General features: G+C 66.6%; 17 protein-coding genes. 6 read left to right on the top strand and 11 right to left on the bottom strand.

Going from position 1 to position 20,047, the window contains the following annotated elements:
• Window positions 1-40: 40 nt before the first annotated feature.
• The 5 genes from ACWPKK_RS24900 to ACWPKK_RS24880 all read right to left on the bottom strand — a co-directional run bounded on the left by ACWPKK_RS24900 (window position 41) and on the right by ACWPKK_RS24880 (window position 6,092).
• Window positions 41-2,446 (bottom strand): cellulase family glycosylhydrolase, encoded by a 2,406-nt coding sequence (locus ACWPKK_RS24900; RefSeq protein ID WP_452009750.1) that lies wholly within the window; start codon window positions 2,444-2,446, stop codon window positions 41-43.
• Between the two features lie 608 nt (window positions 2,447-3,054).
• Window positions 3,055-3,834, bottom strand: a complete 780-nt coding sequence (locus ACWPKK_RS24895) for an amino acid ABC transporter ATP-binding protein (RefSeq protein WP_452009748.1) — start codon at window positions 3,832-3,834, stop codon at window positions 3,055-3,057.
• The gene (locus ACWPKK_RS24890) at window positions 3,821-4,471 is read right to left on the bottom strand and encodes an amino acid ABC transporter permease (protein ID WP_452009745.1); all 651 of its coding nucleotides are present in this window, start codon (window positions 4,469-4,471) and stop codon (window positions 3,821-3,823) included. The genes ACWPKK_RS24895 and ACWPKK_RS24890 overlap by 14 nt, the downstream gene beginning before the upstream one ends.
• Window positions 4,464-5,138, bottom strand: a complete 675-nt coding sequence (locus tag ACWPKK_RS24885; RefSeq protein ID WP_452009743.1) for an amino acid ABC transporter permease — start codon at window positions 5,136-5,138, stop codon at window positions 4,464-4,466. Before ACWPKK_RS24885 ends, ACWPKK_RS24890 begins: the two co-directional genes overlap by 8 nt.
• A 162-nt stretch (window positions 5,139-5,300) precedes the next feature.
• A complete protein-coding gene (locus tag ACWPKK_RS24880) occupies window positions 5,301-6,092 on the bottom strand; it encodes a transporter substrate-binding domain-containing protein (protein WP_452009740.1) in 792 nt (263 codons plus the stop codon).
• 211 nt (window positions 6,093-6,303) lie between these two features.
• On the opposite strand from ACWPKK_RS24880, the gene ACWPKK_RS24875 reads away from it, so the two are divergent.
• On the top strand, window positions 6,304-7,182 hold the full coding sequence (locus ACWPKK_RS24875; protein ID WP_452009738.1) for a MurR/RpiR family transcriptional regulator: 879 nt from the start codon (window positions 6,304-6,306) through the stop codon (window positions 7,180-7,182).
• Between the two features lie 206 nt (window positions 7,183-7,388).
• On the top strand, window positions 7,389-8,813 hold the full coding sequence (pyk, locus tag ACWPKK_RS24870) for a pyruvate kinase (protein WP_452009735.1): 1,425 nt from the start codon (window positions 7,389-7,391) through the stop codon (window positions 8,811-8,813).
• 56 nt (window positions 8,814-8,869) lie between these two features.
• Here pyk and ACWPKK_RS24865 read toward each other — a convergent pair whose 3' ends face one another.
• Both ACWPKK_RS24865 and ACWPKK_RS24860 read right to left on the bottom strand, forming a co-directional pair.
• Window positions 8,870-9,295 carry an Lrp/AsnC family transcriptional regulator gene (locus tag ACWPKK_RS24865; protein ID WP_452009732.1) on the bottom strand — a complete coding sequence of 142 codons (426 nt, stop codon included), beginning with the start codon at window positions 9,293-9,295 and terminating at the stop codon, window positions 8,870-8,872.
• Window positions 9,296-9,458: 163 nt separating this feature from the next.
• Window positions 9,459-9,944: an acyl-CoA thioesterase gene (locus tag ACWPKK_RS24860; protein ID WP_452009729.1), complete on the bottom strand. Its 486-nt coding sequence runs from the start codon at window positions 9,942-9,944 to the stop codon at window positions 9,459-9,461.
• Window positions 9,945-10,354: 410 nt separating this feature from the next.
• Between ACWPKK_RS24860 and ACWPKK_RS24855 the strand changes: the two genes are divergently transcribed.
• Together ACWPKK_RS24855 and ACWPKK_RS24850 are read left to right on the top strand one after the other, a co-directional pair.
• Window positions 10,355-12,622, top strand: coding sequence for a carbohydrate-binding domain-containing protein (locus ACWPKK_RS24855; RefSeq protein WP_452009726.1), 2,268 nt, complete (start codon window positions 10,355-10,357; stop codon window positions 12,620-12,622).
• Window positions 12,623-12,934: 312 nt separating this feature from the next.
• Entirely contained in the window at window positions 12,935-13,141 is a 207-nt protein-coding gene (locus ACWPKK_RS24850; protein ID WP_452009723.1) for a hypothetical protein, read from the top strand.
• Between the two features lie 310 nt (window positions 13,142-13,451).
• Here ACWPKK_RS24850 and ACWPKK_RS24845 read toward each other — a convergent pair whose 3' ends face one another.
• From ACWPKK_RS24845 to ACWPKK_RS24835, 3 genes are all read right to left on the bottom strand, one after another.
• Window positions 13,452-14,405 (bottom strand): aldo/keto reductase, encoded by a 954-nt coding sequence (locus tag ACWPKK_RS24845; protein ID WP_452009720.1) that lies wholly within the window; start codon window positions 14,403-14,405, stop codon window positions 13,452-13,454.
• Window positions 14,406-14,429: 24 nt separating this feature from the next.
• Window positions 14,430-15,641, bottom strand: a complete 1,212-nt coding sequence (locus ACWPKK_RS24840; protein ID WP_452009717.1) for an MFS transporter — start codon at window positions 15,639-15,641, stop codon at window positions 14,430-14,432.
• Between the two features lie 128 nt (window positions 15,642-15,769).
• The gene (locus ACWPKK_RS24835; RefSeq protein ID WP_452009714.1) at window positions 15,770-16,657 is read right to left on the bottom strand and encodes a LysR substrate-binding domain-containing protein; all 888 of its coding nucleotides are present in this window, start codon (window positions 16,655-16,657) and stop codon (window positions 15,770-15,772) included.
• Between the two features lie 118 nt (window positions 16,658-16,775).
• Between ACWPKK_RS24835 and ACWPKK_RS24830 the strand changes: the two genes are divergently transcribed.
• On the top strand, window positions 16,776-17,528 hold the full coding sequence (locus tag ACWPKK_RS24830) for a TSUP family transporter (RefSeq protein ID WP_452009711.1): 753 nt from the start codon (window positions 16,776-16,778) through the stop codon (window positions 17,526-17,528).
• A gap of 710 nt (window positions 17,529-18,238) precedes the next feature.
• On the top strand, window positions 18,239-19,618 hold the full coding sequence (locus tag ACWPKK_RS24825) for a replication initiation protein (protein ID WP_452009709.1): 1,380 nt from the start codon (window positions 18,239-18,241) through the stop codon (window positions 19,616-19,618).
• A gap of 31 nt (window positions 19,619-19,649) precedes the next feature.
• Here ACWPKK_RS24825 and ACWPKK_RS24820 read toward each other — a convergent pair whose 3' ends face one another.
• Entirely contained in the window at window positions 19,650-20,030 is a 381-nt protein-coding gene (locus tag ACWPKK_RS24820) for a type II toxin-antitoxin system death-on-curing family toxin (protein WP_452009706.1), read from the bottom strand.
• Between the last annotated feature and the right edge of the window lie 17 nt (window positions 20,031-20,047).

Below are 20,047 nucleotides of genomic sequence, written 5' to 3'. Positions count from 1 at the left end.
GGATCGGCCCCGTGTTGCAGTGCTGTCCTTGCGGGAGAGCTTACGCCGCGAGGTCGGTGATGTAGCCCGTGGCGGCACCGATGCTGGTGTTGCCGTGGGTCAGGTTCAGCAGGAAGTTCTCCGTTCCTTCATTGCCGGCGTTGTCGCCGTTGATGTGGACGGTGACCGTCTTGGTGGTCTCGCCCGGCTGGAAGGTCAGGCTGCCGCTGGTGGCGGTGTAGTCGGACCCGGCCTTGGCCGTGCCGTCCTCGGTCGAATAGTCGATGGTGGTGGCGGTGGTGACCGCGTTGGCCAGCTGCACGGTGAAGACCGCCTCGTCGCTGCCCGCCACGGTGCCGGAGCTGCCGGTGCCGGACGCCAGACCCGCCTTGATGATGTTCATCTTGTTCGAGTCGATGGTCTTGTAGTCGTCCTGCAGCAGGCCGCCGACGTCACCCGATTCCGGCGTCCAGGCCCAGTAGGTCCAGTTCATGCCCTGCTGGCCGGCCGGCAGGTCGCTCTTGCCGTCCAGATCCCAGTCGCCGTTCAGATACTTGACGAAGGCGTTGGCCCAGGTCTGCTCGGCGCCGCTGTTCATCTGGCCGCCGAACTCGCCGATCAGCACGGGCGCGATGTTGTTCTTGTAGATGTAGCCCCACATGCTGTCGTACTGGGCCGGCAGGTTGTTGGGGAAGTTGGAGTCCTGCAGCCAGCTGAAGTTGCCGACGCTGTGGCCGTAGGCGTGCGGGGAGTAGACCAGCTTGTTGGGCACGTCGAACTCGATCGGACGGTCCTTCACGCCGGCCAGCGTGCTGCTCCACTCGGTGCCTTCGACCAGCATCAGCCAGTCCTTGTTCACGGACTGGATGGCATTGCCGATGCGCTCGGCGGCCGAGGCCCAGTCGGTGGCGGGATTGCCGCCCCAGGTCGCGGACACGCTCGGCTCGTTGTGCAGATCGGCGCCGACCACCGCCTCGTTGCCGGCATAATGCTTGGCCAGCATCTTCCAGTTCTCGATCACCTTCGATTCCGGGTTCTTGTCGGTGTACCACAGCCCGTGTTCGTTGGTGCCGGCGCCGCCGTCGTTGCGGTGGTGGTCGAGGATCACCTTCATGCCGACCTTGCCGGCATAATCGATGACCTTGTCATAGACCTCCAGCCGGGTCAGGCCCTTCAGGTCCGGGTTCTTCGAATAGTCGATGCCGTTGGTGACGGCCTCGCTGTCGAACATGTCGTCCGCCCAGGTCAGGCGAATGACGTTGAAGCCCAGGTCCCTCATGCTGTCGACGTGGCCCTGGTAGCTGTCGGCCCACAGGCCGGCGGGCACGTAGTTGTAGCCCTCGCCGCCGAACCAGTTGACGCCGGTCAGGCGGACGTTGTTGCCGCTTTCGTCGACGATCTGGTTGCCCTTGGTGCTCAGGAAGCCGTTGATCGACCCGCTGCTCTGGCTCTCCACCATGCCCGGATCGGCGACGGTGACGTTGCCCATCTTGACCGACGGCGTGCTGCCGTTGCCGGTGGAGCCGCCCGTGTTGCCCCCCGTGGAGCCCCCCGCGCTGCCGCCCTTGCCGCTGTCGGTGCTGCCGCCGTCGCTGCTGCCGGTATCGCCGCCGGCGTCGCCGCCGTTGTCGCCGGTGGAGGCGCCGAAGTGGCTGGCATCCAGCTTCGCGGTCAGCGTGGAGTTCCAATAAAGATCGGCGGTGGCGCCGAGGTCGGCACCGTCGGCCTCACGCTGGACCGACACCGCATCGTCGGTCGCCGCGACGGCCTTGCCGTCGACGCTGACGCTGTGGACGTACAGGTTGCGGTCGGCACCGTCGACGATGCCGTCGTTCTCGTACTTCACCTGCACCGAATGGGCCGCGCCCTGGGCCAGATCGGCGGTGAACTTGAATTCCTTGGCTTCGGCGCTGTCGGCGACGGCCTTGCCGATCTCCTTGCCATCCACCATCACGGTGAAATGGGCGCCTTCGCCGCCGGCCGAACTGGCGGCCGCATTCACGGCGATGACGTTCTGCGCAGTGACGGCGGCCGGGGCGGTGATCGGAGCGGCCGGGGCGGCGGTCTGGGCACCGGCGTAGTAGCTGGCAGGGGTGCTGAAGGTCAGCGCGCCGTCCCACCACATGGCTTCCTGGCCGGCCTGGGTCGGCGCCGGGGCGGCATCGTCATAGCGTTCGTAGATGGCGTCGGTCGGCTGCAGCGTGTGGCCGTTCACCTCGATCGACTGGACGTAGAGGTCGCGATTGGCACTGTTGGCCGTGTCGTTGTCGTAAACGACCTGGACGGTGTGCGCCGTGTTGGCCGCAAGGTCGGCGGTGAAGCTGTAGGCCTTCGACGAGGCGGTCGCCGCATTGGCCGTCCCGACCTCCTGACCATCCACCAGCAGCTTGAAATTCGGCGCGATACCGTCCGCGGACTGGCCGTAGGCGTTGACGACGATCTTGCTCGGCGTGGTGGTCGTGCTCATGACTTCGATCCTATGTCCGTTTCGTTGAAGCCATGCTGGCGTTCCAATGGTTAACGAAACCTTTCCAAATCCGGTTAAGTTTTCTCGAAGCTTGTGGCAAATTTGGCTCAGCCGGTCACAGGGGCGGTCAAGGGGGAGGGGCTATGTTCGGCAACTATATCCCATCATGGTCACAGGGATAACCGTTCTATAGCCAGTCTTCCCTTCGTCGTTACAATATCAGCTTTAGAAAGTGAAATTCAGGCAAGATGATCTCGAAAGACATAGATCCATCTACTAGGAAGCTTCGCACGCATCCGGAATTATAGTTTCGCATATCCGCCGGATAACGACCGATCCTTGTCGAAAATACTTATTCTTTGGGATGCACTATTGGTCATCGTTCCGACGCGCTGAGGTACGGCCATAGAGGTAATTCGAAGTCGCGACAGACCTTATGCGTACGCAAAAAGGTTAAAAGTCGTGATCAATCAAGGCGGCTTGGCAGCAGTGTTAATGGATTTTTTAACAGATAATATTCCTATCATCCGCACGCACGAGAGCGCCCCGCACGCATGGGCGTACGGGGCGGGACAGGCAAGGGCAGCGATGGAGTGCGGGCGCGCCGCTCAGCGCGCCTCGACCATGCCGATGAACTGGGCGAGTTCGGGCGTGGATGGCCGGTCGAACAGCTCGGCCGGCGGCCCCTGTTCGATGATGCGGCCGCCATGCATGAAGACCAGCCGGTCGCAGACCTCGCGGGCGAAGCGCATCTCGTGCGTCACCAGGATCAGCGTCATGCCCTCTTCCGCCAGCCGGCGGACGACGGACAGAACCTCGGCAACCAGTTCGGGGTCCAGCGCCGACGTGATCTCGTCGCACAGCAGAACCTTGGGCGCCATCGCCAGCGACCGCGCGATGGCGACGCGCTGCTGCTGGCCGCCCGACAGCTGGGACGGATAGGCGTCGAACTTGTTGCCCAGCCCGACCTTGGCCAGCGCGGCTTCCGCCGCGGCGCGTGTGGCGGCCTTGTCCTGCTTCTTCACCACCTTCAGCGCCAGCATGACGTTGTGGCCGGCGGTCAGGTGGGGGAACAGGTTGAACTGCTGGAACACCATGCCGACCTTCTGGCGCAGCGCCCGCAGGTCGATCTGGCCGGGATCGACGCATTCGCCATCTACCTCGATGACGCCGCCGTCGATGCGCTCCAGCCCGTTGATGCTGCGCAGCAGGGTGCTCTTGCCCGATCCGCTGCGGCCGATCATGGCGACGACCTGCCCCTCCTGCACCGCCATGTCGACGCCCTTCAGCACCTCCACCGGGCCGAAGGACTTCCGGATGGCGGACAGCTTCACCAGGGGCCTGCCGGTGGCGGGCCCACCGGCGACGGGCGTGTTAACGGGCGACATTGAGCTTCCTTTCCAGCGCCTTGGCCGACAGCGACAGCGGGTAGCACAGGGCGAAATAGATCAGCCCGACCAGCCCATAGACCAGGAAGGGCTGGAAGGTGGCGTTGGTGATCATGGTGCCGGCCTTCGTCACCTCGACGAATCCGATGATGGAGGTCACCGCCGTGCCCTTCACCACCTGCACCGAGAATCCGACGGTCGGCGGCACGGCGATGCGCAGCGCCTGGGGCAGGATGACGTGGCGCATCTGCTCCCCGAAGGTCAAGGCGAGGCTGGCAGAGGCCTCCCACTGGCCCTTCGGCACCGCCTCGACGCAGCCGCGCCAGATCTCGGCGAGATAGGCGGCGGTGAACAGCGTCAGCCCGACGGCCGCGGCGGTCCAGGCCGTCGTCTCGATGCCGATCAGCGGCAATGCAAAGAAGACGATGAACAGCTGCATCAGCAGCGGCGTGCCCTGGAAAACCTCGATGAACAGCCTCGCCGCGACGCGCAGCGGCGGCACCGGCGACACCCGCGCCAGCAGCAGCAGCAGCCCCGCCACCCCGCCCGAGACGAAGGCGATCAGCGACAGCAGCACCGTCCAGCGCGCCGCCAGCAGCAGGTTGGACAGGATGTCCCACAGCGTGAACTCAAGCACGCGACACCCCCTTGGCGAACATCCGCCGGCCCATCAGGCTGAAGATCCAGCGCAGCCCCACCGCCAGCGCCAGATACAGCGCGGTCGCCAGGAAATAGACCTCGAAGGGCCGGAAATTGCGCGACTGGATGAAGTTGGCGGCGAAGCTCAGCTCCTCCGCCGCGATCTGCGAGCAGACGGACGAGCCCAGCATGACGATCACCACCTGGCTGGTCAGCGCCGGCCAGATCTTCGCCATCGCCGGCCCCAGCACGACGTAGCGGAAGATCTGCGGCCCGGTCATGCCCAGGCTGGCCCCGGCCTCGATCTGGCCCTTCGGCGTCGCCTCGATGCCGGCGCGGATGATCTCGGTCGAATAGGCGCCGAGATTGATGACCATCGCCAGCACCGCCGCCTGCCATTCGGCCAGCCGGATGCCCAGCGACGGCAGCCCGAAGAAGATGAAGAACAGCTGCACCAGGAAGGGCGTATTGCGGATCAGCTCGACATAGGCGCCGACCAGAACCGCCAGCGGCTTCACCGTGGAGGTCCGCGCCGCCGCCCCGCCGATGCCGAGCGCCACCCCTAGCACCGTGCTGACCGCGGTCAGCCCGATGGTGGTCACCACCCCGTCCACCAGCACGGGCGTGTGGTCCAACAGGGACGAGAAATCGAAACTGTAGGCCATGAAGCAGTGTCCGTCGGTGGTTTGCCCCCTCCCCATCCCTCCCCCGCTCTCGGCCGGCCGAAGGCCGGTCCGATCGCGGGAGAGGGGGCCTTACGGGAGAGCGGCGGCAGTCCCCTCCACCGCCGGAGGCGGGGGAGGGTTAGGGAGGGGGCAAAATGCCGATCACAGATCCTTCGGCAGCGGCGCGTGGAGCCACTTCTTGGCGATGTCGTTCAGCGACCCGTCATCCTTCGCCTTGGCGATGATGGCGTTGACCTTCTCCAGCAGCGGCCCCTCGTTCTTGTTCAGCCCGACGAAGCAGGGGGAGTTCTTGATCAGGAACTTCAGGATCGGCTGGCGCGGCGGGTTGCGCTCGAAGATGGCGGCGGCCACCACGTTGCCGGTGGCGACCAGTTGCACCTGCCCCGACAGGAAGGCGGAGATGGTGCCGTTGTTGTCCTCGTAACGGCGGACGGTGACCTTGTCGGTCACGATCTTCGACAGTTCGATGTCCTCGACCGAGCCGCGGGTGACGCCGACGGTCTTGCCCTCCAGGTCCTCCGGCTTCTCGGCCTTGATGTCGTCGGGACCGAAGATGCCGTTGTAGAAGGGGGCGTAGGCGGCGGTGAAGTCGATGACCTTCTCGCGCTCCGCATTCTTGCCCAGGCTGGAGATCACCAGATCGACCTTGCCGGTGGTCAGGTAGGGAATGCGGTTGGTGCTGGTCACCGGCACCAGCTCCACCTTGGCGCCCATTTCCTTGGCGATCAGGGTGGCGGTGTCGATGTCGTAGCCGACCGGCTTCAGGTCGGTGCCGACCGACCCGAAGGGTGGGAAGTCCTGCGGGACGGCGACGCGCAGCACCTTCTCCTTGGCGATGCGTTCCAGCGCATCGGCGTTCGCGGTTGCTGTGAGACCACCGGCCAGAACCGCCGTGGCAAGGCCGAGAGCACCCAGAATCTTTGCAAACCGCATGGCACCTGATCTCCAGAGCGAAGGACGATGTGCGTCCCCTTTTCAAAGCATGTGCCACTTTCGCCATACGAATTCGGGTGTGCGCCAAAGGGCGGAAATGTTACGGTTATCCCGCTTCCGGCAAATTCCGTTACATTCGTAACGTCGCTCTGGTTGCAGTCACCCCCGCTTATTTTTTGCGCATGTGCCGATCTTGCGAGGCGTTCAGCCCATGAAACAGGCAAGCCAGTCCACCACCACGGATCCCTCCCTGACCGTGCGCATCCGCGACCGCTACGGCGACCTCAGCCGGACGGAGCGGCAGCTGGCCGACGTCATCCTCGCCTGCCCGGGGGAGCTGTCGGGCTATTCGGCGACGGAACTGGCGAACCGGGCCGGCGTGTCGAAGATGACGGTGTCGCGGCTGGTCCGCCGCCTCGGCTATCCCGGCTTCGAGGAGGCGCGGCTCGCCGCCCGGCGGGGTGGCGACTGGGGCTCGCCGCTGTTCCTGCTGCCTCCCGGCGGTCCGGCTTCGGTCTCCGTCGCCGATCCCGCGCCCTTGGAGGCGCATTTCCAGCGCAGCGCGGAAGCACTCGCCGCCACCGCCCGCCAGACCGATCCGGCGATGCTGGCCCAGGCCGCCCGCGCGCTTGCCGACGCCCGGCGGATCTGGGTCTGCGGCGCCCGCAACAGCGCCTTCCTGGCCGGCTATGCCCGCTGGCAGTTCATCCAGGTGCGCGGAGAGGTGCATCAGATGACGGCGGCGGGCGAGACGATGGCGGAGACGCTGGCCGATCTCGGTCCCGAAGACCTGCTGTTCCTGGTCGGCATCCGCCGCCGCCCGCCCGCCATCGTCCGGCTGCTGCGCACCGTGCGGGACCGCGCCATCCCCACCATCCTGATCGCCGACAGCCACTCCGCCCTGGAGGCCCCGCCGCCGCCGCTGACCTTCCGCTGCGAGACGCGCAGCTTGGCGGCGCTCGACACCCATGTCGCGGCGATGGCGGTGATCCACGCGCTCGCCGCCGAGTTGATTCCGCTGACCGGAGAGGCCGGACGCGCCCGCATCGGCGCAATCGAAGACCTCCACGAACGATTGGAAGAACTCTAACTCCGTGAGCCGCCTTGCTTTTCGGCGGCAATGACGACACCTTGGTATGGCACGCGAACGGTCGTAAGGCGCCACCCGAACGGTTGCCCGCCCCGGCTGTTGCATTGCGGACCAGTCACCCCGCCGTCCTCCCAAGGTGGCAGCCGCTTGTGCCGGCGCACCGGACGGCCCAGCCAACAGAGGACGGCCCCCGCGGCCGGAACCATATGCGCCGTCATCGCCGCGCCAAGATCGTCGCCACCGTCGGACCGGCCAGCAACTCGCCCGAGATGCTGAAGACCCTGTTCCTGGCCGGCGTCGACACCTTCCGGCTGAATTTCAGCCATGGCACCCACGACGACCACGCCAAGGTCCACCGCGCCATCCGCGAGCTGGAGGCGGAGGTCGGCCGTCCCATCGGCATCCTGCAGGACCTGCAGGGGCCGAAGATCCGCGTCGGCACCATCCGCGACGGCAAGATTGCCGTCGCCACCGGCGAGTCGATCCGCTTCGTGCTTCAGGGCAGCGATGGCGACAAGCGGTCCATTCCGCTGCCGCACCCGGAAATCTTCGCCGCTATCATGCCGGGCCACCACCTGCTGATCGACGACGGCCGGGTCCGCGTCGAGGTGACCGAGCTGGGCGACGACTGGATCGAGGCCCGGGTGGTCGTCGGCGGCACCATCTCCAACCGCAAGGGCGTCAACCTGCCGGGCACCATCCTGGATCTGTCGCCGCTGACTGCCAAGGACCGCGCCGACCTCGCCTTTGGGCTGGAGCTGGGGATGGACTGGGTCGCCATGTCCTTCGTGCAGAAGCCGGGCGACATCATCGAGGGACGCGGACTGATCGGCGACCGCGCCGGCATCATGGCGAAGATCGAGAAGCCACAGGCGCTGGAGCGGATCGACGACATCATCCGCCTGTCCGACGCGGTGATGGTGGCGCGCGGCGACCTCGGCGTCGAAATTCCGCACGAGGATGTGCCCGGCCGCCAGAAGGAGCTGGTGCGCGCCTGCCGTCTGGCGGTGAAGCCGGTGATCGTCGCGACGCAGATGCTCGATTCGATGGTCTCCGCCCCGACCCCGACGCGGGCCGAGGCCTCGGACGTGGCGACCGCCATCTATGACGGCGCCGACGCGGTGATGCTGTCGGCCGAATCGGCGTCCGGCCAGTATCCGGTCGAAGCGGTGACGATGATGGACCGCATCATCCGCTCCACCGAGCAGCACAAGCTCTACCATTCGCTGATCCAGGCGACCCATCCGGGCGAGGAGCACAGCCCTCCCCACGCCGTGGCCGCCGCCGCCGCCGATCTGGCCGATGCTCTCCATTCCTCGGCCATCGTCGCCTTCACCTCCAGCGGCACCACCGCGGCGCGCATCGCCCGCAAGCGGCCGGAGGTGCCGATCCTGGCGATCACCCCCGACACGGCGGTGTCGCGCCGGCTCTGCCTGCTGTGGGGGGCCCACAGCATCCTGTCGGACGACATCCGCACCTACGAGGAGATGGTCGACCGCGCCATCGCCACCGCGCGGGCGGAAGAGTTCGCCGGCAAGACCGGCACCATGGTGGTCGTCGCCGGCATCCCCTTCGCCCAGGCCGGCACCACCAACAACCTGCGCGTCATCCAGATGGAAGGAAAGGCCTGAGGGCAGTCTGCCAGGGGCGGAACGGAGCGGTGGCACTGCCGCCGCTCCGCCGTCTTCTACCGCTCCATCTTCGTCGACAGCACGATCGACGACATCGTCCGCTCCACCCCCGGCAGGCGGCCGATGGTGTCGAGCGCCGCGTCCATCGCGTCATGGGTCTCGGTACCGATGGTGGCGCACAGGTCGTACTGGCCGCTGATGCTGTGCAGCCGGATCACCTCCGGCATCTTGCGCAGGGCGTGGACGGCGCGGTCGGCCAGCTTGGCGTTCACGCTGATCATCACCAGGGCCGACACGCCGCGGCGCGGCGCCGGGTCGCCCAACTTGACCGTATAGCCGGCGATCACCCCCTGCCGTTCCAGCCGGGCGATGCGGTCCTGAACGGTGGAGCGCGACAGCCCCAGCGCCCGGCCGAGCGCCGCCGTGCTGGTGCGCGCATTCACCGTCAACAGGTCGATCAGCCGGCGGTCGAGGTCGTCCATGGAGGTCCGTCACAGGGAGGGCATAATCCCCTCTCCCCCCCCGGGGAGAGGGTTAGGGTGAGGGGGTAGCGCGGCAGGACCTTCGCGGAAATCCCGAAATGTGTCCCCCTCACCCCGACCCTCTCCCGGGGGGGAGAGGGGGACCGGCGCCAACCAACCCCTCTTACCCCTCGCAGCCCGCCTGATAGCGCTCCATCGCCGCCCGGATGTCGTCGGGGATCGGCACTGCGGCGAAGTCGTCCAGCGAGGTGGTGACCAGCGTCAGGCTGCCCGACAGCCGGACCTGCCCCTCATGCTCGCCGTTGATGCGCAGCTTGACGGAGCTGCGGCCCAGCCGCTCCAGCAGGACGCCCAGCGTCAGGGTGTCGCCCATGCGGCTGGGGATCACGAAATCGCATTCGGCATGCACGATCGGCAGCCCCAGCCGCCGCTGCAGGATCATCGTCGCATAGTCGATGTCCAGGCCCTGGGTGAACCAGTCCTCCACCGTCCCGTTGAACATGTCGAAATAGACCGGGAAATAGACGATTCCGGCGGGATCGCAGTGGGAAAAGCGAATGGGCCGCTGCATCCGGAAACAGCCCGGCGGCAGAGGCCGGTGGTTGGGGTTCTGTTCAGGGCGGCGCGACCGCTCGCTGTACTCGTGCATCTCTCGATCAATCCTTGTTCCGCACAGGCTTCGGACATATGGGGTGGCCGGGCCGTTGCGGTAGCCGCGTCTCTTCCGGCGGCGAACAGTTGTAGCTATTCCAAACAATCCGGGAAAAGCACCTTTCGTTCAATGGCTTCCTGCAGGAATAGGGGAAAGCCGCAATATTCGCTCCGCTTGCTGTTGCGGAAATGCTGCAGTGCAATCACTACGATGCCGGGAATCCGCGCCCAATATCACTGCCCACAATTTGTCGCAGATTCCGCGGCTTTTAGCGCAAACATCACACAAAGATCCCCCGGCACCTCGCCATCCTCCGCGCACATCCCGGGTTCAGGCCCAAAACGGACATCAGGCCCGACAGATCCGCGAAGGAGCCGTCGGGCCCATCAGGCGAGGACACCGAACCGATGGCCACATCCGCTTCCAAGATCGTCGTGAACGCCCTGGGCAAGGCCGCAGGCGGCGTGAACGCCCATTTCACCCTGCTGGTCGACGGCCAGAAGGTGGGTGAGGGCACCGCCGGCACGACGGCGAAGGATTTCGTCTTCACCCCCGTGCTGACGGCCGATGCCGCGCACAAGGTGCAGATCCGGTACGACAACGACGCCGTCATCAACGGCCAGGACCGCAGCCTGACCGTCAACAGCATCAGCATCGGCGGCAAGGCGATCGCCCCGACCGCCGGCATCGTCAGCTACGACAAGGGCGCGCTCGACGGCAAGGACATCGTCGCCGGCCAGTCGAACCTGTGGTGGAACGGCACGCTGGTCGTCAATGCCGACAAGAGCTATTTCCCTGTTTCCGCGGCACCCGTGGCGGGCACCGGGGGCAAGGACACCATCGTGGTGAACGCGTCCGGTACCCCGGCGGGCGGCGTGAACGCCCATTTCAAGGTGCTGGTCGACGGCAAGCAGATCGGCGAGGGGACCGCCGGCACCACCGCCAAGAATTTCACCTTCACCACCGACGCCGCCGATCGCGTGGCGCACAAGGTGCAGATCCAGTACGACAACGACGCGATGGTCAACGGCCAGGACCGCAGCCTGAACGTCAACAGCATCTCCATCAACGGCCACAGCTATGCCCCGACCAGCAGCGCCGTCTCCTATGACAAGGGCGCGCTCGACGGCAAGGACGTGATCGCCGGCCAGAAGGGCATGTGGTGGAACGGCACGCTGGTGGTGAACGCCCCAGCCTCCGACTTCCCGGCCGGCACGACCACGCCGACCCCCACGCCGACGCCCACCCCCACACCGACTCCGACGCCCGCCCCCACGGTGCCGGCGCCGACCGAACCCGGCTTCTACGTCGCCAGGAACGGCAACGACAGCTGGTCCGGCAAGCTCGCCGCTCCCAATGCCGCCGGCACCGATGGCCCCTTCGCCTCGCTGCAGAAGGCGCAGGCCGCCATGCGTGCCGACGCCACCATCGACACCACCTATGTGCGCGGCGGCGACTATTACCTGAAGAACGTGGTCTGGCTGGACGGCCAGGATTCCGGCGTGACCTTCTCCGGCTACGGCAACGAGAAGGCGGTGATCCACGGCAGCGCGCAGGCGTCCGTGTCGTTCGGCCTCGGCGGCGCCAAGAACGTGACCATCGAAGGCCTGACCTTCACCGACGGCGTCGCGAGCGGCCATTATGTCTACGCCGACAACGCTGCCGGCCTGACCTTCGCCAACAACACCGTGACCGGCGGCGGTTACGGCATCACGGTGCAGAACAGCGCCAACAGCAAGGTCATCGGCAACCAGTTCGATCGCACCGGCGCCGAGGCGGTCTTCGTCAAGGCCGGCTCCAACGCCACGGTGGTGTCCGACAACCTGATCAGGAATCCGAACGCCGCCGACCGCGGCGACGCCGGCATCTGGGTCAACGGCAGCTCCGACGTCAAGATCACCCACAACCAGATCGAGGACTCGCCGGAGAAGGCCATCGCGGTCGGCTCGGTCCAGACGGACGGCAGCGACGCCACCTACCGGGCGACCATCGCCTTCAACAAGGTGATCGACGCCAACCTGGAATCGAACGACGGCGGCGGCATCTACCTGATCAACCGCCAGCAGGACCTGACCGGTCACACCATCGTCAACAACGACGTGTCCGGCACCACGGCGACCAACCCGTCGGGCGACGTGGCGAGCTGGGGCATCTATCTGGACGACTGGACCAGCGGCGCCACGGTGAAGGGCAACGTCGTCCACGACAACATCGGCGGCGTGTTCCTGCATGGCGGCTGGAACAACACGGTCACCGAGAACGTCATCGCCGGCAACAGCGGCGCCCAGATCGGCCTGCAGCAGGACGTCGCCTGGGGCGGTTGGAAGGGCAAGGTGATGAGCGGGAACGACATCTCCGGCAACGTCATCGACGTGCGCGAAGGCACCGCCGTCCACATCTACGGCCCGGCCGGCGTCGGCAACCTCCACAACAACTTCTACAGCAGCCTGAACACTGCCGAGAAGGAGTTCGACGCCTGGCCGCAGGTGATGTCGAGCGGCGCCTGGGGCACCCTGTCGAACTGGCAGGCTGCCGGCTACGACAAGGGCTCGGTGACGCTGAATCCGGGCTTCGTCAATCCGGGTGCGGACGACTTCAGCCTGTCGGCGACCTCGCCGGTCTACGGGCTGGGCTTCGACCACATCGCCTACGGCGACATCGGACTGCTGGGCTGATCCTCTCGATCCTTCCCCGGCCGCCGGTTCTAGAACCCGCGGCCGGGAAAGGGTTAGGCTGGAACCTTGGGGTAGGCAGGACGTTAAGGCTTTCGAAAAGTCACCCGGCCTGACGCCGGAGGGATCTTGAAGTCAAGACTCACCACCCCAACCTGTCACTTCGTCATGCCGCCCCCGCCTTGAAATAAGGACGCCGGGAGTCATCCTGTGAAACACATCGGATGTCTCGTCACCGAACCGTCTTCGACACGGGCGGCATGCCGCAGGCTTGGTCGGCGTTCCGCCGAGGGCCAGCCAATTCAAGAGGAAACCATGGAACGACGTGAATCCTGGATGAAGGACCCGGAGCTGAAGGCCGCCTACGAGGCGCTCGGCCCGAATTTCCGCCGCGAGGTGGAACTGGCGCAGCAGCGCCGCGGTCAGCGCAACCTGCAGGGCGCCACCATCGCCGCCCGCACCGGCCGCTCCGCCTCCCAGTCCGCTCCCAAGACCCATTCGGTCAGCGTCGTCCGCCGCTGACGGTCTCCCTGCACGGGATTTTTCGCTCCGCGCTTAGCCTCGCCCTGCCGCCATGGTATGACGGAACCGTCCGTTCCCGACCGTGGAGGCGTGCCGATGCTCAGCCACTGCATCCCGCCGCGCCGATGCCCCCACACCACTGCGACACCACGCCTCCGGCCTGCCGGACGCCTGCGCGCTTGTCGAGCGGCGCATGTTGAACAATGGAACATCGCCGGGAAACCGTTCCACACTGTTCCATTCGTTCCACTCCGGTGGGGAACGGAGCGCGGCGCAGTGACGGATCCGCCGCCGCGCCGGCTGGTCCATCCTACCAGGCGCTTGCGCGGTCCAACCGCCCGATGTCGTCGGCATCCAGCCGCAGATTGGCCGCGGCGATCAGGTCGCCCATCTGTTCGGGCTTCGATGCGCTCACGATGGGCGCCGTCAGGCCGGGGCGCGCGATCAGCCAGGCGAGCGCCACCTGTGCCGGGGTCGCCCCATGCCGGCCGGCAACCTCGTCCAGCGCCGCCAGAATCGCCCGGCCGCGCTCGTTCAGGTATTTCGACACCGCACCGTTGCCGCGCGCGCTCTTGCCGGCATCTTCAGTGGAGCGGTACTTGCCGGTCAGGAAGCCGGCGGCCAGCGAGTAGTAGTTGATGACGCCCAGGCCGTTCTCCCGGCAAATCCCCTCCAGTTCCGCCTCGTAGCCCTCGCGGCTGTAGAGGTTGTATTCCGGCTGCAGGGTCTCATAGCGGGGCAAGCCGGTGCGGGCGCTGTCCTCCAGCGCCTCGCGCAGGCGGGATGCCGTCAGGTTGGAGGCGCCGATCGCGCGGACCTTGCCCTGGTCGATCAGGTCCTTGTAGGCGCCCAGCGTGTCCTCGAACGGCGTCGACGGGTCGTCCCAGTGGGACTGGTAGAGGTCGATGCGGTCGGTCTGGAGACGGCGCAGCGAATCCTCCACCGCGGTGCGGATCCAGGCCGGGGACAGGCCCTTCTTGCCCGGCCCCATCTCCGATCCGACCTTGGTCGCCAGGACGATGCGGTCGCGGTTGCCACGGCTCTTCATCCAGTTGCCGATGACGGTCTCGGACTCACCCCCCGCGTTGCCGGGCGCCCAGGCCGAATAGACGTCGGCGGTGTCGACGAAGTTGAAGCCGGCATCGACGAAGGCGTCGAGCAGCCGGAAGGAGGTCGCCTCGTCGGCGGTCCAGCCGAACACGTTGCCGCCGAAGCAGAGCGGGGACACCGTCAGGCCGCTATGGCCAAGCGGGCGTTGATCCATTGCATCGTCTCCTTGGATATCGGGTCAGGCGGCAGGCCGCCCGCGGAATTCGGTCAGGTAGAACAGCAGGCCCAATGCGGGAAAGACGAAACCGATCCAGGTCACCGGCTCCCACCCGCCGACGGCGAAGGCATAGCCGGCTAGCGCCGATCCCGCGGCTCCGCCCAGGAAGAAGATCGCCATATAGATGGCGTTCATCCGGCTGCGAGTCTCCGCCCCCAGCGAATAGATCGCGCGCTGCCCCAGCACCATGTTCATCTGCACGCCCATGTCCAGCAGCAGCCCGGCCAGCACCAGCAGCGCGATGGAGCCCTCTCCCGCTCTTGCGACGAAGAAGGACAAGGCCGCCATCGCCAGCGCGAAGCCGGTGGCCGGCCGGGTCCAGCCGCGGTCGGCGATCCGCCCGGCGATGGGCGCCACCAGGGCGCCCGCCGCTCCCGACAGGGCGAACAGCGCGATCCCCCGCTGGCTGAGATGGAAGGGCGCCCCCGCCAGCAGCAGCGGCACGGAGGTCCAGTAGAGGCTGAAGGCGGCGAACATCATGGTCTGATAGACGGTCCGGCGCTGCAGCACCGGCGTGCGCACCAGCAGCCGCCCGAGCGAGCCGATCAGCGCGCCATAGCTGGATTGGCCCGTCGGCCGCCGTTGCGGCAGCACCCGCCACAGCAGGATGGCGAACCCCACCATCGCCACCGCCGACAGGCCGAACACGGCCCGCCAGCCGAGGCTGTCGGCGATCAGGCTCGACACCGGGCGAGCCAGCAGGATGCCCAGCAGCAGCCCGCTCATCACATTGCCCACCACCTGCCCGCGCGAGGCCTCCGGCGCCATGTGGGCGGCGAGCGGCACCAGCATCTGCACGGCGACGGAGGTGACGCCGATCAGGAAGGCCGCCGCCAGGAACAGCGATGCGGTGGGGGCGACGGCCGCCACCAGCAGCGCCGCCACCGTGCTGGACAGTGTCACCACCACCAGCCGGCGGTTCTCCAGCAGATCGCCCAGCGGGACCAGCAGCACCAGCCCGGCGCCATAGCCGACCTGGGTCAGGGTGACGACGAGGCTCGCGGTCTCCGGCGACAGCCCGACCGCCGGGCCGATCAGTCCGACCAGCGGCTGGGCATAGTAGATGTTCGCGACCACCACCCCGCAGGCCAGCGCCATCAGCATGACGAGCGACCGCGACAGGGCCGGATGGGCGGCGTCTTCAGCCGGACGGGGAACAGCGGTGGGCGGCATCGCGCGGTCCTGTAGGGTCGTGACTGCTGGGAATGGACACGGAAACAGCGGCCACCCTATGTCGGCACCCGCAGCCGGCGCATCGGCGAATTGCGCCGCCCGGCCATGCGCCGAAGGGACAAAGGGGCCTACTCCACCTCGCCGCACAGCGCATAGAGCCAGTCGCGGAAGGGCGCCAGCCCCGCATCCTCGCGCCGGGATGCGCGATAGACCAGATACCAGGAATGGACCATCGGCACCGCCAGTCCGAAGGGCGTGGCAAGGCGCCCGGCGGCGATGTCGTCCAGGATGTAGAGCCGCGGTGCCAGCGCCACCCCGACGCCGTCGATGGCCGCCTGCAGCGTCATGGCATAGCTGCCGAAGGACAGCCCCCTTGTTCCGGAAGCCGCCCCCGGATCCGCCACCCCGGCGGCGGCGAGCCAGCGCGGCCAGTCCTCCGCCCAATGGGAGACGTGCAGCAGGGTGGCGGCAGCCAGATCCGCCGGCCTGCGCAGTCCCGCCGCCAACCGCGGCGCGCAGACCGGCTGCAGGCTGGAGGAGAACAGCCGCTCCGTCTCGTAGCCCGGCCATTGGCCGTCACCCAACAGGACGGCGCAGGTCCAGTCGTCGTTCATCGGCGCGCCGGCCCCGCCGGTGGCGATCCGCACCTCGATCTCCGGGTGGTCGATGTGGAAGCTGGACAGGCGCGGGATCAGCCAGCGCACCGCCACCGTCGCCCCCATGCCCACCGTCAGCACCGGCCCGGCCCGCATCGAAGATACCTGCTCCACCCGCCGGGCGATGCCGTCGAACGCCTCGGTCAGCGTCGGCTGAAGCGCCCGGCCGCGTTCGGTCAGCACCAGCGTGTTCGCCCTTCGGTCGAACAGGGGAAAACCCAACCGTTCCTCCAGCAGCTTGACCATCCGGCTGACGGCGGCCTGGGAGACGTGCAGTTCCGCCGCGGCGGCGGTGAAGCTGCCATGGCGGGCCGCCGCCTCGAACGCGCGCAGGCCGTTCAGCGAAGGAAGGCGGCGCATCGGTCCATCCTTACTTGACCCCAATTTTTCCTGAGGCTGAGCATCGAACAATGCCGTTTGCGGCGCAACCGCGCGCATGCGAGATTTTCAGCCTGATCTCCGACATTTGGACCGATTCATGCTGACGCTTCCGCTGATGGTGGGGCTTGGCCTTACCGTTCTCGTGACCTCGTTTCTGTCGGGCCTGTTCGGCATGGCCGGTGGCATGGTGCTGATGGGCCTGCTGCTGATCCTGCTGCCGGTGCCGTCGGCGATGCTGCTGCATGGCGTGACGCAGTTCGCCTCCAACGGCTGGCGGGCATGGCTGTGGCGGCGCCATGTGGTCTGGCCGATCATCCTGCGATTCGCGCTGGGCGGATCCGGGGCCGGGTTGCTGTTCGCCCTGGTCGGCGCCATTCCGGACCGGGCGGTGTCGCTGCTGATTCTTGGGCTGACGCCCTTCCTTGCCCTGGCGGTGCCCACGCGCTGGGCCCTGGACGCCCGGAAGCCGCTGCATGGCCTCGTGGGCGGCTTCCTGTGCATGGGGGTGCAGCTGGTCGCCGGCATCTCCGGCCCGCTGCTGGACGTGTTCTTCGTCCGCAGCGCCATGACCCGCCAGAGCGTGGTCGCCACCAAGGCCGCGATTCAGTCGGTCGGCCATCTGGTGAAGATCGCTTACTTCGCTCCGCTGGTCGCCGGCGGCGTGGATGGGACGGTGGAATCGACGGTGATCCTGATGTCGGTCGCCATGGCCCTGCTCGGCACGAATCTCTCCCGCCGCGTGCTGGACCGCATGAGCGATGTGCAGTTCCGCCTGTGGAGCCGTTATCTGGTGATGGGCACTGCCAGCGTCTATCTGGGGCAGGGGCTGTTCCTGCTGGCTGCCCACTAAAAAGCCATTTTATATCAGCTGTTTAGCTTAACTTCCGTCCGCTATCCTTACTGCTTGGGGGCTGGATCCCGGCCTCCCGCGACCGACCGGCCCGCCTCCCGATCCTTACGGCTTGGGGGCGGGCTTCCTTACATCCTGGGGGCACTTAAGCCCTTGAGAGTCCTTACATCGCTCTGAAGAAGACCCTGCAGATCTCCAGAATCCGCCGATCCTTACCTCTTGGGGGCCCGGATCTGGCCGTGAGTGCCCCCAAGCCGTAAGGATGGCGCTTGTCCATGGATCCCCGGACAGCAAAAATGGCCGAACGCCCCCAGGGAGTAAGGATAGAGCATGTTCCATGGGGAGGCTTCCCGGACTCGAGTCGGACCGATTCGGGTCGTGTAAGGATGCCGGAGGGCGACTTCGGGTGAGATTCGCACTTGGGAAGCGTTGGCAAATCCTACACTTAGCGGGCGCTTGGCTCTCCCTTTCCCTTTCAAGAGGATTCGTCGGCGCGAAAAGCCAGAGGAGTCCGCGAGTCGCATCGAATCTTCCTTACAGGGTGGGGGAAACAGCCTTACCGGGTGGGGGCGAGTCGCACACCCCCCGGGGCGTAAGGGTTCTGCCCCCAGGATGTAAGGATGAACAGGATTCTTCGGCGCCACCCTTTCCTTACTTGTTTTTGGGGTAAGGATTGATTTAGCCTCGCGCGATTCTGGCGGAGGATTGCGATGGCGGGGACGGGGCGCAGGAAGGCGCGCGGTGCGGTGGCGGAGGAGTCCGTCCCGTCGGACGCGGCTGCGCCCGTCATGGCCGGTTCGGCAAAGGTCGCCTCCAACCTCGTCGTGCTGGGTCCGGAAGATCTGGCCGGCGGCGCGGTGATCGACGGTGACGGCGCCGCCGCCACCCTGCCGTCTGTTGCCGCCGAATCCGCGGCTCCGGTCGCCGGCCTGACCGCCCGCGTTGCCAGCGCCACCTTCGAGCGCGACGGCTACAAGCATCTGATCAAGGCGGCGGAGGCGGTCTACAGCTATCCGGCCAACGGCACGCGCCTGTCGCTGCCGGCGCAGAAGATGCTGAACTTCATGATCCATCTGGCCGGCAGCCAAAACTTCGCCAACAAGCTCTACCGCATGCCCAAGCGCGTGGTGCGCGGCAACCACAAGGGCAACGAGCGGATCTTCGACGCCCTGAAGGAGATCTTCGACTCCAGCCTCGTGGTCATCGGCCCCTTCCGCGGCCGCCGGTCGCGCGCCGAGCTGCGCATCCTCTCCAGCTATGTCCGGCCGGAGGAGGAGGAGGACAGCGACGCCGCCGACATCCATTTCCAGTTCACCGACGCCTTCCTGGAAATCCAGCGCTCGTCCCAGCTGTGGGCAAAGCTGTCCGGTCCGGCGATGGTCAAGGTCACCAGCACCTACGCGCTGAAGCTGTACGAGATCGGCATGCAGCGCTACCAGATGGATTACCCGTCGCTGGAGCTGGACATCGACACGCTGCGCAAGCTGATGAACGTGCCGGAGGGCGCCTACAAGGATTTCGGAATCCTGCGCACCCGCACCATCGACCGCGCCATCTCCGAGGTGAACCAGCTCGCCCCCTTCCGCGTCAGCATGCCGGAAGACAAGATGAAGCGGAAAGGCCGCAAGATCGAGGCTGTGACCCTCGATTTCCTCGCCAAGGACGAGGAAGAGGCGGCCGAGACCTATCTGGAGCGCGAACGCCACAGCGCCGGCCGCCGCGCCCGTCGAATCGGCAAGGTCGACACCATCGCCCCCGCCGATCCGGTGGAAGCCGGCCTCGCCGATCTCGGCCCGCTGCCCGACGCCGATGACGTGACGGCGCTGTGGGCCGCCGTCCTGCACGCCCTGAAGGGCAAGGTCCCCGCCCCGCTGCTGGCCGAACTGGAGCCGGAGCGGGTGGAGGAGGCCCCCCAGGGCGGCCGCCGCCTCGTCCTGAAGGCCAAGAACGCCGCCGTCGCCGACACCGCCCGCATGAACCACTGGCCGAGCCTGAAGTCGGCCCTGTCCTCGCTCACCGCCGGGATGATCGAGGACGTGGCGTTCGAGGTGGCGGCACGCAAGGCGAGGGTGGCTTCCCCCGAGGCGTAAGGATTGCGCTCAATCGAACTTGAAAACCATTCTATTCCAAGTCACTGATGTCATAGGAGTGATCGGCAACCCAGTTTCGAAAGGCTGCTTCTTCCATTTGGCCGGCAGCAAGCGCCAGGATGACGTCCGCGGCTTCACGTTCCGATGCGTCGAGCTCAAAACCGTTGAGCCCCAGGATGAGGCCGAGCGTGACGAAAGCGGCTCGTTTGTTGCCATCTACGAAAGGATGGTTGCGGCAAACGCTGGCGCAGGCGGCCGCAGCCAAATCAAAGATAGTCAGCAGTTCATCGCCGTAAGCGATCAGCTGATAGGGGCGTGCCAGCGAGGCCTCAAGTGCTCCCAGGTCACGAATGCCGGGAGCACCGCCATGTTCGGCAAGCAATTCACCATGCAGGTCGAGTACAGCCTGCAAGGGAAGATTTACATAGG

Source organism: Azospirillum largimobile (assembly GCF_977007025.2).
The sequence above is the reverse complement of the archived record's forward strand: the minus strand, read 5'-3'. Positions and strand labels throughout refer to the sequence as shown.